12 protein-coding genes are annotated in these 15,911 nt (G+C 58.7%); 6 read left to right on the top strand and 6 right to left on the bottom strand.

Features of this window, described 5'->3' with window-relative positions; genetic code table 11:
• Nucleotides 1–34: 34 nt before the first annotated feature.
• Nucleotides 35–2,905, top strand: coding sequence for a peroxidase family protein (locus tag HDF16_RS16195; RefSeq protein ID WP_184218492.1), 2,871 nt, complete (start codon nt 35–37; stop codon nt 2,903–2,905).
• Between the two features lie 128 nt (nt 2,906–3,033).
• Here the strand turns inward: HDF16_RS16195 and HDF16_RS16190 are convergent, their stop codons facing one another.
• Entirely contained in the window at nt 3,034–4,134 is a 1,101-nt protein-coding gene (locus tag HDF16_RS16190) for an aldose epimerase family protein (RefSeq protein ID WP_184218489.1), read from the bottom strand.
• 169 nt (nt 4,135–4,303) lie between these two features.
• On the opposite strand from HDF16_RS16190, the gene HDF16_RS16185 reads away from it, so the two are divergent.
• Complete coding sequence (locus HDF16_RS16185; protein WP_184218486.1) at nt 4,304–5,527, top strand: SGNH/GDSL hydrolase family protein; 1,224 nt, start codon at nt 4,304–4,306, stop codon at nt 5,525–5,527.
• 139 nt (nt 5,528–5,666) lie between these two features.
• On the opposite strand, the gene ndk is transcribed toward HDF16_RS16185, so the two are convergent.
• Nucleotides 5,667–6,083 (bottom strand): nucleoside-diphosphate kinase, encoded by a 417-nt coding sequence (gene ndk, locus HDF16_RS16180; protein ID WP_184218483.1) that lies wholly within the window; start codon nt 6,081–6,083, stop codon nt 5,667–5,669.
• Between the two features lie 134 nt (nt 6,084–6,217).
• Here ndk and HDF16_RS16175 point away from each other — a divergent pair, with 134 nt between their 5' ends.
• The gene (locus tag HDF16_RS16175; protein ID WP_184218480.1) at nt 6,218–6,493 is read left to right on the top strand and encodes an antitoxin; all 276 of its coding nucleotides are present in this window, start codon (nt 6,218–6,220) and stop codon (nt 6,491–6,493) included.
• 12 nt (nt 6,494–6,505) lie between these two features.
• Nucleotides 6,506–6,901, top strand: coding sequence for a type II toxin-antitoxin system VapC family toxin (locus HDF16_RS16170; protein ID WP_246409217.1), 396 nt, complete (start codon nt 6,506–6,508; stop codon nt 6,899–6,901).
• A gap of 4 nt (nt 6,902–6,905) precedes the next feature.
• Here HDF16_RS16170 and HDF16_RS16165 read toward each other — a convergent pair whose 3' ends face one another.
• Nucleotides 6,906–8,660 (bottom strand): hypothetical protein, encoded by a 1,755-nt coding sequence (locus HDF16_RS16165; protein WP_246409170.1) that lies wholly within the window; start codon nt 8,658–8,660, stop codon nt 6,906–6,908.
• Nucleotides 8,661–8,730: 70 nt separating this feature from the next.
• Between HDF16_RS16165 and HDF16_RS16160 the strand changes: the two genes are divergently transcribed.
• A complete protein-coding gene (locus HDF16_RS16160) occupies nt 8,731–10,209 on the top strand; it encodes a glycoside hydrolase family 30 protein (protein ID WP_348641336.1) in 1,479 nt (492 codons plus the stop codon).
• A 57-nt stretch (nt 10,210–10,266) separates the two neighbouring features.
• Entirely contained in the window at nt 10,267–13,098 is a 2,832-nt protein-coding gene (locus HDF16_RS16155) for a M16 family metallopeptidase (protein WP_184218474.1), read from the top strand.
• 175 nt (nt 13,099–13,273) lie between these two features.
• Here HDF16_RS16155 and sucD read toward each other — a convergent pair whose 3' ends face one another.
• Genes sucD through sucC form a run of 3 tightly spaced genes read right to left on the bottom strand, consistent with a single transcriptional unit; the run spans nt 13,274 to nt 15,906 of the window.
• On the bottom strand, nt 13,274–14,164 hold the full coding sequence (gene sucD, locus HDF16_RS16150; RefSeq protein WP_184218471.1) for a succinate--CoA ligase subunit alpha: 891 nt from the start codon (nt 14,162–14,164) through the stop codon (nt 13,274–13,276).
• Nucleotides 14,165–14,181: 17 nt separating this feature from the next.
• Nucleotides 14,182–14,730, bottom strand: coding sequence for a hypothetical protein (locus HDF16_RS16145; RefSeq protein WP_184218468.1), 549 nt, complete (start codon nt 14,728–14,730; stop codon nt 14,182–14,184).
• Between the two features lie 3 nt (nt 14,731–14,733).
• Nucleotides 14,734–15,906, bottom strand: a complete 1,173-nt coding sequence (sucC, locus tag HDF16_RS16140; protein WP_184218465.1) for an ADP-forming succinate--CoA ligase subunit beta — start codon at nt 15,904–15,906, stop codon at nt 14,734–14,736.
• Nucleotides 15,907–15,911 lie beyond the last annotated feature (5 nt).

Here is a 15,911-nt window from a genome sequence, read left to right as displayed (position 1 = left end):
ACTAGAAGTTCAAAAAGGTGAAATCTCGTGGCCTATGAGAAAGCACCTCAACCCCGCCACTCTGAGCGTCGCCCTGGCTGTGTTGTCTCTTGCCTCTTCAGCCGTTGGCTCCGCTCAAACTCCCGCCGCACCGAATACGAAGCGAGAAGAGTTCGAAGCGCTGGGTGCCTGCGCCAAGGCTGTCACGCAAGGTATCCGGCCCATCGCGACCACTCGCGACTTGCGGTTCCTCGCTAAGGTCAGTGATGAAAACGCCTTGTGCCGAGGCGGCGTACGCAGCGAGATGTTTCGCATGACGCCGTGGGTCGATTGGACCAACTACTGGGGCACGGGCGATATGGCATCACTGCCGACCGGCTTTATCACCCCGAAGGTACCAGCTCTTCGCGGAGTCTCAGGCGCCTTGCTCGATCTCGAATTTGAGCGTGTCGAGCTGATCAAGTTCAACCTCTTCGACAACTCTGAAACCTACAAAGATTACGTGGCTGGCCGCGCCAACATCGATGGGCCCGCGCTGAAGACGTGGCCATCGATGCGCCTGCCGTCTACAAATCCAAGTTATGCTGCAGTTGGCGGAGTCGGAACCCAGGTCTGCAGAGGGGACCTCGTTCGCGGACGGAATCTCACCGGCATCTGCAACGACGTGGTAAATCCGCTCATGGGATCGGTGGGCACACCCTTTGCTCGAAATGTAGAGTTTGAGACTTCATTTCCAGATCTTGGGATCACTCAACTCACGGCGAATCGGCATGGTGGCCGCATCGGCTTGCTGTCCCCTGATCCGCAGGTGATCAGCCGAACTCTCTTCACCCGAACGCAAACCTCCGGCAACAATTGCAGCGCTGGATTCGGCCTGCAGGATAACGCCGCAACGGCTGACTGCGACTACCAGAAGGCCCCTTTCTTCAATGTGCTCGCGGCCTACTGGATTCAGTTCATGACGCACGACTGGTTCTCTCACATGGAGGAGGGCCACAACGCAACCGAGTACATGGATGTAGGGTGCAACACCAAGCTCGTAAACGGGAAGGAAGTCCCCCTTACAAGTGAGGAGGTGGCTCAATACGGCTGCCGCCCGAACGATCGCGTCGATCGCACCTTTGTCCAGCAGGACTCTATGCCGGAGACCTTCACCGCAAACGGCAAGACGTATATGGCGCGAGCTCCTAAAACATTTGCCAACACAAATACCGCGTGGTGGGATGCGTCACAGATCTACGGCTACGATGAGACCTCCGTAAAGCGAGTGAAACGCGATCCGGCTGATCTGGCAAAGCTTCTGCAGGAGCACCTGCCCGGAGCAACCGGCGATCCGGTCACAAGCGGCTATCTGCCACTGCTTCAACCTGGAGATCCTCAACAGCCGCAGTGGGCCGGACAGGAGGCCGTAGGCTTCCCGGACAACTTCACGATTGGTATGAGCTTTCTCCACAATCTGTTCGTCCGCGAGCATAACTCCTTCGTTACCGCGTTCCGCAGGCAGGCCGCTCTTACACCTGGCAATGATTCAGGTCTGCGTAATCCATCCAATCCAGAGCAAGTGATTCGATACAGAGATGTAACGCCGGACGAGTTGTATGCGGCAGCGCGCCTTGTGGTCTCGGCGGAGATCGCCAAGATTCATACCATTGAATGGACGCCGCAGCTTCTCTACAACGACCCTCTCTACAAAGGCATGAACGCCAATTGGAACGGCCTGCTGGGGACCGGAGACCCGCTCGTCTCCGACGCTCTCCGAAACGTGGTGACCAAGGGCTTCGGCACCTCGACAAGCGGGAACGCCGCGACAAAGTGGTACTCCGTGTTTTCGTCCGGCCCGGGTATCTTCGGCCTGGGAAGCACCGCAAGGGGATATGACATCACCAGGCCCGAGAGCATCAATGGCGGTGTCAATCACTTTGGATCGCCGTTCAATTTCCCCGAAGAGTTTGTCTCGGTATACCGCCTGCACCCCTTAGTGCCCGACCTGATCGAATTTCGCGATCTCAACAAAGACCCGAATCGCGTCACTGAAAAGATCTCTGTCATCTCGACATTCGAAGGCCGTTCCGCGGAAGCGATCCGAACGGGCGGCATGGCAAACTGGGGACTCTCCATGGGGCGTCAGCGGCTTGGGCTGTTGACCCTCCATAATCATCCGCAGTTCATGCAGAACATCCTGTTGCCCCGGCTCGATTCCTCAACCCAGAAGATCGACCTGGCGGCACTGGATCTCATTCGCGACCGCGAGCACGGTGTACCTCGATTCAACGAGTTTCGGCGGCAATACGGTCTGCGGCAGCTCACAAGCTATGACGATTTCGTGGACAAGCATCTCGACTCCTCTTCGGCCGCATACAAATCGCAGCAGGAGATCGTCAGCGAGCTCCGGCAAGTCTACGGCACGCATGTCTGCGACAGCTCGAAGATCATCACCGACGCGCAGGTGAACGATGACAGAACGCCAATCAACGATTGCCTCGGCCACCCGAATGGCTCGGTGGTCGACAATATCGAGGACGTGGATACGGTCGTCGGCTATCTTGCGGAGTCGACCCGGCCACACGGCTTTGCCATCTCTGAGACGCAGTTCGTTGTCTTTATCCTCAATGCTTCGCGGCGCTTATTCAGCGACCGCTTCTTTACCTCGAGCTTCCGGCCAGAGTTCTACACCCAGATGGGTGTCGACTGGGTCAACCATAACGGGCCCGGACCAGAGCAGATGGAGAAGGGCACACCAAACGGCTATCGTCAGCCTGTATCTCCGCTGAAGCGAGTCCTCCTCCGGAATATTCCCGAGCTGAAGAACGAGCTTGATCCCGTCGTCAACGCCTTTGATCCCTGGGCCCGCGACCGCGGCCAGTATTACTCGCTCGATTGGAAGCCCCGGGCCGGCGCGGAGACCGATCCAGCATTCAGGCAGTAAATACGCAATGTTTCCCCGCGAAGAACTCTCTTACTTATAAAGACAACGAAAACCCGCTTCCGCCGTGGTCCGAATCAATGGACTGGGCAGAAGCGGGTTTATCAATCGAAGTGCACTACTTCAGAACGCTACTTATCGACGGTGAATGTGAAGATCGTCGTGCTGTGCATGGTCTGGCCGGGCTTGAGTTCCGTGCTTGGGAACTTGGGGTGGTTGGGCGAGTCCGGAAAGTGCTGCGTCTCAAGGCAGAAGCCGGCATTCTTTACGTAGGTGACGCCCGCCTTGCCCGCGAAGGTGCCGGGGATGGAGGTGCCGGCATAGAACTGGACGCCGGGTTCGGTGGTGGTGACGGTGAGGACGCGGCCGGTGGCGGGGTCATGCACCTTGGCTGCGAGGTGAAGGACGCCGATCTTGCCATTGAGGACCCAGTTGTGGTCGTAGCCTCCGCCCAGTTTGGTCTGGGCGTTCGCATTCGGGTCAGCCTTGCCGATGAGCGTCGGCTTGCGGAGATCGAAGGGCGTGCCTTCGACGGGGGCGAGTTCGCCGGTGGGGATCAGGCCGGAGTCGACCGGTGTGTAGTGGTCGGCGTCGATCATGATGTGTTCGCCGAGGATGAGTCCCGAACCTTCGCCCGAGAGGTTGAAGTAGGTGTGGTTGGTGAGGTTGAGGACGGTGTCCTTGGTGGTGGTAGCGGAGTAGTCGATGTGAAGCGCGTCGCCATGGATGGTGTACTTCACATGCGCGGTGAGCGTACCGGGATAGCCCATGTCGCCGTCGGGCGAGACGTGGGTGAACTCGACACCGCCGGGAATCTCTTTCGCGTCCCAGACCTTCTTGTCGAAGCCGACGGTTCCGCCGTGCAACGTGTTGGCGTTGTTGTTGGTGGGGATGGTGTATGCCTTGCCGTCGAGCGAGAACTTACCGAAGGCGATGCGGTTGCCGTAGCGGCCGACGACCGAGCCTACATAGGTCTTGTTGTCGGTGACATAGCCTTCGATGTCGTTGTAGCCAAGGGCGACGTCGGCTACCTTGCCGGTCTTGTCGGCGGTCTTGATGGAGACGATGCGGGCGCCGTAGGTGATGAGACCAACCTCAAGGCTGGCGCTCTTCAGGGTGTACTTATCGACTGCCGTGCCGTCAGGCAGCTTGCCGAAGGAGGCCTTGGTGACTGCGCCGTGCGCCGCGATGGAGGTTGTCATAGTGAGTAGGATAGCGCGTGCCCATTTCATCGTTGGATGTCCCTCAAACGTTTATTTACTGCCAGGATTTGCTTCGGCCGGTAATCGAAGATGGAACGAGACCGGCAGGCACAGTCACTATACGTGATGCATCGAAGGGTAGTGAAGCGCGGGTAGAATGAAGCGGCTGATGTTCGCATGAGATTTTTCGGAGGTTGGGATGAACGGTGTCGGGCGTTCGGTGGTGGGCTTGAGTCTGGCGGTTGCTTTGGGCGTGGGGATGGGTCATGCGGCTTCACCGCAGGACCGCTGGATCGGGACCTGGGCTACGGCTCCGCTGGGTGAAACGAATAAGGCCGACGGACCGGGGTCAGCGGACATGACCCTGCGAGAGATCGTGCATGTCTCGCGCGGCGGCGACAGGGTTCGGGTGGAGTTTACGAACGAGTTTGGAACGGAACCGCTGACGATTGGCGCGGCCCATGCGGCGCTGAGCGCTGGCGGCAGTGAGATCAAGCTGGCGTCGGCGAATGCGCTGACGTTTGGCGGCAAGAGCTCAATCACGATTCCGCCGGGAGCGATGGTGGTGAGCGATCCCGCCGACTTAAAGCTCCCGGCGCTTACGGATCTGGCGATCAGCATCTTTATCCCGACGCAGCCGCTCGCGCGAGTGACGCAGCACACCTTCGCTGACCAGACTAATTTTTCTTCACCAGGCAATGTCGTTGGGGAAAAGACTTTGACTGCCCCGGAGAAGTTCGCGCAATGGAAGTTCGTGAAGGGCGTGGATGTGCTGGGAGCCGCGAACGACGGAGCGATCGTGACGCTGGGCGACTCGATTACCGATGGAGCTTATGCGACGGAGAACGGTAACGCTCGCTGGCCGGACGTGCTGGCGCGCAGGCTCCAGGCGGATAAGAAGTTGAATGGGCTGGGTGTGTTGAACCAAGGCATCGGCGGCAACCGTGTACTGCATGACGGCTATGGGCCTTCGGCCGAGGCTCGCTTCGATCGCGATGTGCTGGCGCAGGCGGGTGTGAAGTACCTCGTCATCATGGAAGGGATCAACGACATCGGCAATGCGACCAACCCGAAGAATCCGCATGATCCGGTGACGGCCGACGAGATGATCGCCGGGCTGGCGCAGCTTGTGGAGCGGGCGCACATCCACGGCATCAAGGTGATTGGAGCAACGCTGACGCCGTATGTCGGGGCCGGATATCAATCGGAGGCGGGAGAGAAGATCCGCGTCGCGGTGAACGACTGGATCCGGTCGAACAAGTCGCTGGATGGATTGATCGATTTCGACATGGTCACGCGAGATCCGGCGAATCCATCGATGTTTCTGCCCGTGATGGATCACGGAGACCACCTGCATCCGGGCGACGCGGGGTATAAGGCGATGGGTGAGGCAGTGGATTTGAAGCTATTCGGCGGGAAGTAAAGCCTACCTCAGCGACTAAAGCCGCGTGGCAGGGGCTGTTTGTGTGGCACGTCTGAAGCCGCGACCTTAAGCGAGACATACGAGCAAAACTGAAACGGCGCGGGAGAGCATTCTCCCGCGCCGCTTCATTTTGCTGCGACTACGCGAGTTCGAGGCCCGCGAAAAAGTATCCGATCTCGAAAGCTGCGGTGTCTTCCGCATCCGAGCCGTGGATAGCGTTCTCTTCGATCGATCCGGCGAACTTCTTGCGAATCGTTCCTTCCTCAGCGTTCGCGGGATTCGTTGCGCCCATGAGCTTGCGCAGGTCGGCAATGGCGTTGTCCTTCTCGAGCACCATCGGGAAGATGGGGCCGCTGGACATGAACTGGGTCAGCGAACCGAAGAACGGACGCGCGGAGTGGACGTGGTAGAAGCCCTCGGCCTGTGCGTTCGAGATGCTGATGCGCTTGATGGCGACGATCTTGAAGCCGGCCTTCTCGAGCTCGGCGAGGATGGCGGCGGTGTAACCCTTGCGGACGGCGTCCGGCTTGATGATGCTGAAGGTGCGCTGTGACATGGTGCTCCGTTTCAGGTTTCTTGATTAATTTGCTCTATTCAGTTTACATTTTACTCGTTAAAACAAGAGAGTAGATACATGGGTATATACTAGGCTTCTCAAGGCAGTCTTGGGCCTTCTCCTGAGGTGGCATCATGCAGACAGTGCGCAAAGCCAAGCTATTCAAGAACGGTGCCAGTCAGGCAGTCCGGCTCCCCGCAGAGTTCCGTTTCGAGGGCGATGAGGTGTACATCTACCGTGATGAGAAGACGCAGGATGTCACCCTTTCTACTCGGCCAGGAGCTCAGGTATGGGCGGACTTCTTTGCCTTTGCGCGAACCGTCGATGTTCCGGAGGATTGGATGAAAAGTCGTCCGATGAACAGACTTCCTGACGAAAATGAAGCTCCGCTATTTCGTGAGGAAGATTGACTCGTGTTGTACATGTTGGACACCGATACGTCGAGCTACATCATAAGAGGCGGTTACGGCTCGATAGAGCGCCGGCTTTCCATAACATCTCCGTCTGACCTGTGCATCTCTGCGATGACCCGCGCAGAGATTACTTACGGACTGAAAGCGCTTCCTCCGCGCCATCGGCTTCATGAGTCTGCGCGGCGCTACTTCAACGTCGTCGCTGTACTGCCATGGAAAGCGGAAGCCGCGGACGTCTACGCGGATATCAAGCACCAGTTGAAAATCGCAGGGACACCTATAGGCGAGTTGGACATGATGATCGCAGCACACGCAGTCGCCGCCAACGCGACATTGGTGACAAATAACACGCGCCACTTTGAACGAATCAAGATGCCGCTGATGTTACAGAATTGGCTGGAATGAGCGCTTAATACTTCCAACTCGTAACGTCAGCCCCAGCGGGTGCGGTCTTCGCGATCCGGTCCATAATCTTCGGCAGGTACATGGTGTTGTAGTGCAGGCGGGAGTAGGCGTTCGACAGCGTCGGGTCGCCGTTCCAGCAGTGTTCGGCGCGGGGGCCGTACAGCACCTCGCCTTCATACGGGACGCCGACGCCCGGGGTACCCGTGGTCTTCAGAAAGTCTTCCATGAGGTAGACGGCGTCATTGAGGAAGTACGTATCGTCGCTGCCGACGTAGAGGTGAATCTTGCCCTGGAGCTTCGGCCCAAGCGTCTTCCAGTCGCGTTGGAGCTTCGCATTCAAGTCGTAATGGTCCTTCCAGTAGGCGGCGACATTGGGGTCAATCTCTCCCGTCTCCTTGTCGAAGATGGGCTGCGGGTAGCCGTCCGCTCCGACTGGCGAGTACACCGCCTGCCAGATGTCGAACTGTTCGCCGGATCTCCCGTGATCGCCTAGCGCGGCTTCGTAGGCGACGTTGTCGCGGACGCTGATCAGCGTGTGGCCTAGGTAATCGCGCATAGCGGGCTGCTCGATCTGCTTCTCCGCACCCTGGATATAAAACATGTTCTTCTGCGAATAGAGGTCGGTCGTCATGTAGGCGTGGAAGTCGACCGGATCAGGGCAGGCGGCGAAGGCGCCGTTGTAAAAGTCAGGATTGAAGAGCTGTACCGCGAGCGACTCCCATCCGCCGGTCGAGCCACCGTAGACGAAGCGAGCCCAGCCTTGGCCGATGCCTCGGAACTGCTTCTCAATCGCGGGAATTAGTTCTTTCTCAATGGCGCTTCCGTAAGGACCCAGATTGGCGGAGTCGACCGCGTACGAATCGTCATAGTAGGGGTTCGCGTGCTGGATCTTCACGACCAGGACGCGCGGAAAGTTGGGGCCACTCCACAGCTTGTACTCGTTATAGGCTTCCTGCTGCTGGATGCGGTTGTAGCCGGCAAGGTGGAAGCGCTGCGAATAATCGGGTTTCAGGTCGGGATCGGGTGGCGTGGTGCGGAAGTCCTCGATGCCGTCGACGAAGTGGTCGTGGAAGATGACGAGCGGGAAGTGCGCCTGTGTGTGTTCATTGAAGCCTTCGGGGACCAGAACAATGGCAGAGAGATACGTCGGCGTACCCCAGAACTTGGTCAAAAGGTCGGACTGAATCTTGATGTGGCGGATGTATTTTGTGTCAGGCTCTGCGGGGATGGGTGGGATGACTTGGTCAAGCGTCAGCTTGATGGCCGCGCCCTTCGGCCCGACATGCAGCTTCACAGGCTTGCTATAGAGATTCCCCGGAGCGATGTTCCAATGCTGGCCTTCGCCGCGATCGGGCGCGAGCTTGATCGTATGACCATCCGCTCGGTGGAAGGTCTCATAGATGTTCAGCACCGCCTGCACGGTATAGTCGCCTTCGGGCACGTCAGAAAGCTTGCGGACGGGATAGCCTGCCGCGGTCGCTTCAAGCTTCATCGGCTGGCCGGGCTTTACGCCATCGACCGTCATGCCGAAGACGATCTGCGAACGCGGGGTGTCATTGATCTGCATACGCGGCTCTTCGCTGGCGTCGTTGGAAAGCAGGAAGAGAAGCCGGCCGTCGAGCGGCTTGGCCGACTGCGCCGCAGGAAACGATACGGTGACCGGCTGAACGCCCCTTCCCTGCGAGGGTGTTTGCGAGGATGCGGCGATGACGAAGGCGGCAAAAATCGCCGGAAGACACGAAAGCACGAGTGGACGCATGCGGAGAGTATACAAATAGCCCGGCATCTGCCGTGACTGCTATTCTTCGGGCGGAATGCAAGGAGTGAGTGTGAAGACGAAGCTATGGACTCGGCGACGGATAGTGGCGACTTCGGTGTGCGCGGCAGTGGCCTCGGCGATGCCCGCAGCAGTGGCGCAGATGCCCGCGCCCGAAGCGCTTGAGGATGCTCGCATCTCCATGGTCACGACGACCGAGGCCAACGCATGGCAGAAGGGCAAAGTCCTCAAGCCCACGTTCCAGTGGGAGTTGCTGAACCTGAACATCGACTCCGCCAAGACAGTGGGACAACCCATGCAGGGCTTCGGGGGATGCTTCAACGAACTTGGCTGGACATCGCTGAGCGCGCTGGATGAGGCCGACCGAGAAAGCGTGATCCGCGAACTCTTTCACCCCACCGGCGGTGCCCGTTTCACCTATTGCCGTATGCCCATTGGGGCCAACGACTATGCCACCGAAGCGTACAGCTACGACGAGACCGATGGGGACTTCGCGCTCAAAAACTTCAGCATCCACCACGACCGCACCACGCTGATTCCCTTCATCCACGCGGCGATGAAGCAGCAACCGAAGCTAAAGCTGTGGGCTTCCCCATGGACGCCGCCGAGCTGGATGAAGCGCAACCACTTCTACGCCGAAGCCAAGGCGTTTGGAGGCATGAAGGAGAATGGCATTCGCCCTGATCAGCTAGGCCACGAAGGCGAAGACATGTTCATTCAGAAGCCGGAGTACTTTAAGGCTTACGCCGAATACTTCGGTAAATTTATCGATGCCTATCGCGTGGAAGGCATCCGCATCGGCATGGTGATGCCGCAGAACGAGTTTAACTCCGCCCAGAACTTTCCCAGTTGCACCTGGACACCGGAGGGACTAGCGCGCTTCGTCCGCGAACTTGGCCCGCAGATGCGGAAGCGCGAGGTCGACATATTCTTCGGCACGCTCGAACGCGGCAATCCGAAACTACTTGAGACCGTGATGGCGGACGAGGAAGCGGTCAACCATATCAAAGGTGTCGGCGCACAATGGGCGGGTAAGAACGCTGTGGCAGCTATCCACGACGCGTACCCGCAGCTTGCGATCTTCCAATCCGAACAGGAGTGCGGTGACGGGAAAAATAGCTGGAGCTACACCGGCTACTGCTGGGAGTTGATGAAGCAGTACTTTCGCAATGGCTCGACCGGATATATGTACTGGAACATCTCCACCGCGGATGGCGGTGTAAGCAGCTGGGGCTGGCCGCAGAACTCGCTTGTCAGCGTGAACCTCGCGGAAAAGACCTTTCGTTACAACCACGACTTTTACCTGCTGAAGCATTTGACCCATTTTGTGAATGTTGGCGCGAAGATGGCGAAAACAACCGGAACATGCGACGACGTGCTCGCTTTCGTCAATCCGGATGGCACGGCTGTCGCCCTGCTGCGCAATCAGCTCTCCGTGCCTCGTCTGGTGCAGGTCGCAGCGGATCGCACGATATTCGCCGTGGAACTTCCGCCGGACTCCATCAGTACGGTTAAGATGAAACTGACGTAAGCACTGCGCCCGTTCGGCAGACCGCCGTCGAATCTGTTTCATCTTTAATGGAGACCTATGAAGAGTTTCACTTCCCCGAAGAGTTTGTTCCGCACCGCTGCATCGCTTCTGCTGCTCGGCGCGGGACTGCCCTGCGTTGCTGCCGATGCACCCGCGAAGCTGAAGCTGCCTGAGCTCAAGTACGAGCGCTTCACCCTGCCCAACGGCCTCGTCGTTTTGACGCATGAAGACCACCGCCTGCCGCTGGTCGCTGTCGATCTCTGGTACCACGTCGGCCCGCTGAATGAGCGCGAAGGCCGCACCGGCTTTGCCCACCTCTTCGAGCACATGATGTTCGAAGGCTCCGAGCACGTCGGCGAGAAGGCGCACATCAAGTACGTCCAGGGCGCGGGCGCGACCGACGTCAATGGCACCACCAACTTCGACCGCACCAACTACTTCGAGACAATGCCGGCGAACCAGCTTGAGCTGGCGATGTGGCTCGAAAGCGATCGCATGGGCTTCCTGCTCGAAGGCCTCGACCGCGTGAAACTGACCAACCAGCGCGACGTCGTCCGCAACGAGCGCCGCCAGGGCGAAGGCTCGCCTTACGACCTGGCTGAAGAGGCCGGCTATCATCTTCTCTTCCCCAAGGGGCATCCTTACTACGCATCCGTGATCGGATCGCATGCCGACATTGAAGCCGCACGCATCGCGGACATTCGCGACTTCCATCAGCACTTCTACACGCCGAATAACGCCAGCATCGCCATCGCCGGAGACTTCAAGCCGGCGGAGCTGAAGGCACTGTTGACCAAGTACTTTGGAGCGATTCCCGCAGGGCCGAAGGTCGAGCCGGTCAACGTCGTCACTCCTGCCATCACCGAGCAGAAGCGCGAGACTGTCACCGACACCGTAAAGCTGACGCGGCTCGACTTCTCCTTCCTGCTGCCTGCCGCATACAAGCCCAGCGACGCCGACGCGCAGTTGCTGAGCCACATTCTTGGCGGAGCGAAGGCCAGCCGTCTCGACCAGGAGCTCGTCTACAAGCGCCAGATCGCACAGGCTGTCGAGTGCTCGGATGACCCGCTGACGCTGACCTCAGTCTTCTCCTGCTCGATCACGGTGAAGCCGAACGTGAAGGCAGACGAGATCGAAGCTGCATTCTGGGAGCAGATCGCCAAGCTCCAGACCGACGGGCCCACGCAGGATGAACTCGACTCCGCCCGCACCGTCGACCTGACCCGTAAGATCACCGGTCTGCAGCGCCTCGGCGGTTTTGGCGGCATTGCCGATACGCTGAACAGCTACAACCAGATCGCTGGCGACCCCGGCTATCTGCCGAAGGACATCGCCCGTTTTGAGGCCGCAACTACAGCCAGCGTTAAGGGCGTCGCCGCGAAGTACCTCAACAAGAACCAGTCTGTCGTTGTGACAACGGTCCCCGGTAAGAAGGTCGTCGACGATGTCCCGCGCAGCCCGGAAGACACCGACGCCACCGTCAAGCTGGTCAATCCCTACACTCCGGACTTTGAAAAGGCGCAGGATTGGCGCAAGACCGTCCCGAAGCCTGGCCCGGAGCTTGCCTTCCACCTTCCTGTGCCCACTACCTTCACGCTGAAGAACGGCCTGAAGGTCTACCTGATCGAAGATTCAAACCTGCCCGTCGTTGCGGCGACGATCGTCTCCCGCGCAGGCAGCGAGGCCAACCCCACAGACAAGCCTGGGCTGGCCTCCTTCACCGCATCCATGCTGGGTGAAGGTACAGAGCTTCGCACCTCTACCCAACTCGCCGAAGCTGCGGAGCGCCTTGGCACTCGCGTCGGCGTCGGTGCCGGTATGGACAGCGCCAGCGGCGGCATCAGCGTACTGAGCAACCATGCAGACGCGGCGCTCGACCTGTTGGCCGATGTCGTTGAGCGGCCCGCATTCCGGACAGAGGACATCGACCGCATTCGCAAGCAGCGCCTCATCGGCATCCAGCAGGAGTCGGATAACGTAGGGGCAATCGCGCAGCGCGTCATTCCGCACGTCCTCTATGGCGATCAACCCTACGGCTTCACCGGCTCCGGAACGACTGCCAGCGTCGAAGGCATCTCTCACGATGAGCTCAAGTCCTTCTGGGCGGGCCACTATGGCCCGGCTGACTCCGCTCTGATCTTCGCTGGTGACATCAAGGAGCGTGAGGCTCGCGAGCTTGCCGAGAAACACTTCGGCGCATGGACGGGAGCCGCAACGGGAGCCGTCACATTGCCTAAAGCGCCTGCTGCTCCGACGCCAGCCGTCATCATCGTGGACAAGCCGGGCTCGCCACAATCCGCGTTGCTCGCAGCAGGGTTGGGCGTGCCACGCACGTCGCCGGACCTCGAAGCCATCCAGGTGTTGAACTACACGCTGGGCGCAAGCTTCGCGAGCCGCATCAACATGAACCTCCGCGAGGTACATGGCTACACGTATGGCGCGCGTTCGGGCTTCAGCCTCTACCGCGAAGGCGGCCCCTTCACCGCTGGCGGCCTGGTGAAGACCGATGTCACCGCCGCGGCAGCGAAGGAGCTGGACTCGGAGTTGAGGCGCATCCTCACCGTGCCTCCGAACGATGCTGAGATGAAGAGCGCCAAGGATGCCTTGGTGCAATCGATCCCAGCGCTCTTTGAGACGACGGCTGCGACAGCTGGTGCGATGTCTTCGATCTTCCTCTATGACAGGCCGCTCGATTACTACTCGAAGCTGCCGGAGCGCTACACGATGGTCAACCTGGGCGATGTGGTGCGCGTGTCGAAGGAGACCATCCATCCCGACCAACTCGTCTACGTCATCGTCGGCGATAAGACGAAGATCGAACAGAGCCTGAAGGACCTCAACCTCGCACCGATCGAGTACCGGGATGCATTGGGGAATGTAGTGAAGTAAAGCAGGGTGTAGGGGATAGGGTTTAGAAGAACATCCCATCCCCTACACTGCCAACAGCAATGGCCCAGAGCATATGCTCCGGGCCATTGTTTTTGCTACACGCTATTCCCTACACCCACCGATCTTCGGGTGCGCCATCCATCGCAGCCTCATCGCGACGGGTAGGACATAAACCCTACCCCTTACCCAGAACCCGCGCCATTGCTTCGCCGATCTCAGCAGGTGACTTCACGACGTGAATTCCCGCCGCCTCCATCGCCTTCATCTTCTCCGCAGCCGTACCTTCACCGCCGGAGATGATCGCTCCGGCATGCCCCATGCGGCGGCCGGGGGGTGCGGTCTGACCGGCGATGAAGCCGACGACTGGCTTCTTCACAAATTCAGCGATGTACTTCGCGGCAGCCTCTTCCGCTGATCCACCGATCTCGCCGATCATGATGATCGCCTCGGTCTCGGGGTCTTCGTTGAGCAGCTTCAACGCGTCGATGTGCGTGGTGCCGATGATCGGGTCGCCACCGATGCCGATCGCCGTCGACTGACCGATGCCGCGCGTCGTCAGCTGATACACCGCCTCATAGGTCAGCGTACCGGACTTCGAAACGATGCCGACCGAGCCTTCCTTATGAATGCGCCCGGGCATAATGCCGATCTTCGCCTTGCCGGGCGAGATGACGCCGGGGCAGTTTGGCCCGATCAGCGTGGACTTCGAGGACTTCACAATCTCCCACACCTTCACCATGTCGAGCGTCGGGATGCCCTCGGTGATGCAGATGACGAGCGGAATATCGCTTGCCGCGGCCTCAAGAATTCCGTCCGCGGCAAATGGTGGCGGGACGAAGATGACCGTGGCGTTCGCTCCGGTCGCGTTTACCGCCTCTTCAACGGTGTTGAAGACCGGCCAGCCTTCATGCGTTGTGCCGCCCTTACCGGGAGTGACTCCGCCCACAACGATGTCGTAGCCAAACTGCTTCGAGTATTCGGAGCAGCCCTTAGCGTGAAAAGTGCCTTCGCGGCCCGTGATGCCTTGAACTATCAAGCGCGTATTCTTATCTACAAGTACAGCCATTAGTTCCTCTTTCTGGGCTATGCTTTGAATAATTTGTTAAACGACTTAGCAGCTTCGCTGCGTTCCTCAACTTCGTCGTTCAAATAGCCTTCAACGATAGCTCTTTTAAGATAAGAAGCCTTAGCTTTGTTTCGCAGATCGGGATTCACGCTGATTGCCGATCCTATCAGCATCGTTTCCAGCCAATGATTTGCTTTGATTCCTAACGAGTCTGTTGGGCGGCGAAACTTGCCTGTTTTGGATTGAAGGGCAAGTAAATAGACTTCAAATTGCGCGTGCGGATCTTCTCTTAGAAACCGGAGAAATGTTGTTTCCTTCTGTTCAAATCGCTTTCTGAATCCCTGCTTATCGGTCAACCCGACGTTCCAAGGTATGCGCTTCCGGCCTTGCTTTACCGTCCAAACATATACACCAATCGCATTAGCGATACCTTCCGGCGTTTTATCATTGTTTCGTTCCACCCAAAATGCGTTCAATGCATCGCGGTGGGTGCTCTCACTGTTGGTGCGGAACGGGAACGGGCCGAAAACTTTATACCTAAGCTTTGAAGGCTGAACTGGCTCCATGATCTATCCTTTAGCTGCGGCGACAGCCAAGTCAGCAGCTTCCTTCATCGTTGCGCCTACTTCGAACTTCAAGCCCGACTCTGCAAGTATCTTTCTACCCTCTTCAACATTCGTACCTTCGAGCCGCAGAATAATCGGTAATTGAACATTCAATTTCTTCGCTGCCGCAACTACCGCAGTAGCCAGAACATCCACTCGCAGAATTCCGCCGAATATATTAATAAAAATTGCCTTCACATTCTTATCGCTAAGCAAAATCCCAAAAGCATTCTCAATCTGCTCCTGGTTCGCTCCGCCGCCTACGTCGAGGAAGTTCGCAGCCTTGCCTCCGGCGTACTCGATGATGTCCATCGTCGCCATCGCGAGGCCGGCACCGTTCACCATGCAGGCGATCGAGCCGTCGAGCTTGATGTAGTTCAGCGCGTACTTCGACGCTTCCACCTCGAGCGGGTCTTCTTCAGCCAGATCGCGTAGCTCCTTCAGGTCCTTGTGCCGAAACATCGCGTTGTCGTCGAAGTTGATCTTGCAGTCGAGCGCTAGCAGCTTTCCGTCCTTCGTCGTGATGAAGGGATTGATCTCCATCAGCGTCGAGTCGGTATCGACGAACGCCTTGTACAGGCCGGTCATAAACTTCACCGCGTCATTGATCTGCGTGGGCAGCAGGCCGAGCTTGAACGCAAGCCGCCGAGCTTGATACGGCTGGAAGCCGACGGCGGGCTCGATGTACTCCTTGTAGATGAGCTCCGGCGTTGCGTGCGCGACCTCCTCGATCTCCATGCCGCCGGACTGCGAGGCCATGAAGACGATCTTCGCGCTGGCGCGGTCGAGCACGAGGCCGAGATAAAGCTCGCGGTCGATCGCCGAACCCTCCTCGATCAGCAACCGCTGAACCTTCTGTCCCGCCGGGCCGGTCTGATGCGTGACCAGCTGCATCCCGAGGATGTCTTTAGACCGCGCCACCGCATCGTCCAGCGTCTTCACAACCTTCACGCCGCCGCCCTTGCCGCGGCCTCCGGCATGGATCTGCGCCTTCACCACGACGGCGGCATTGCCCGCGCTGAAGAGCGACTTTGCGGCGGTCTCGGCCTGCTCGATCGTCATCGCCATCTCGCCGCCTGGGACGGGGACGCCGTACTTGCGAAGAATCTCTTTTGCCTGGTACTCGTGGATCTTCATCGGGG

It is taken from the genome of Granulicella aggregans, from assembly GCF_014203275.1.
In the GTDB taxonomy this organism is placed as follows: domain Bacteria; phylum Acidobacteriota; class Terriglobia; order Terriglobales; family Acidobacteriaceae; genus Edaphobacter.
This window is presented reverse-complemented; position numbering and strand designations above follow the sequence as displayed.

Coding starts and splice junctions, on each gene's coding strand:
- HDF16_RS16195 (WP_184218492.1), top strand. CDS start 35: ATGAGAAAGCACCTCAACCCCGCCACTCTGAGCGTCGCCCTGGCTGTG.
- HDF16_RS16190 (WP_184218489.1), bottom strand. CDS start 4,134: ATGAAATGGGCACGCGCTATCCTACTCACTATGACAACCTCCATCGCG.
- HDF16_RS16185 (WP_184218486.1), top strand. CDS start 4,304: ATGAACGGTGTCGGGCGTTCGGTGGTGGGCTTGAGTCTGGCGGTTGCT.
- ndk (WP_184218483.1), bottom strand. CDS start 6,083: ATGTCACAGCGCACCTTCAGCATCATCAAGCCGGACGCCGTCCGCAAG.
- HDF16_RS16175 (WP_184218480.1), top strand. CDS start 6,218: ATGCAGACAGTGCGCAAAGCCAAGCTATTCAAGAACGGTGCCAGTCAG.
- HDF16_RS16170 (WP_246409217.1), top strand. CDS start 6,506: ATGTTGGACACCGATACGTCGAGCTACATCATAAGAGGCGGTTACGGC.
- HDF16_RS16165 (WP_246409170.1), bottom strand. CDS start 8,660: ATGCGTCCACTCGTGCTTTCGTGTCTTCCGGCGATTTTTGCCGCCTTC.
- HDF16_RS16155 (WP_184218474.1), top strand. CDS start 10,267: ATGAAGAGTTTCACTTCCCCGAAGAGTTTGTTCCGCACCGCTGCATCG.
- sucD (WP_184218471.1), bottom strand. CDS start 14,164: ATGGCTGTACTTGTAGATAAGAATACGCGCTTGATAGTTCAAGGCATC.
- HDF16_RS16145 (WP_184218468.1), bottom strand. CDS start 14,730: ATGGAGCCAGTTCAGCCTTCAAAGCTTAGGTATAAAGTTTTCGGCCCG.
- sucC (WP_184218465.1), bottom strand. CDS start 15,906: ATGAAGATCCACGAGTACCAGGCAAAAGAGATTCTTCGCAAGTACGGC.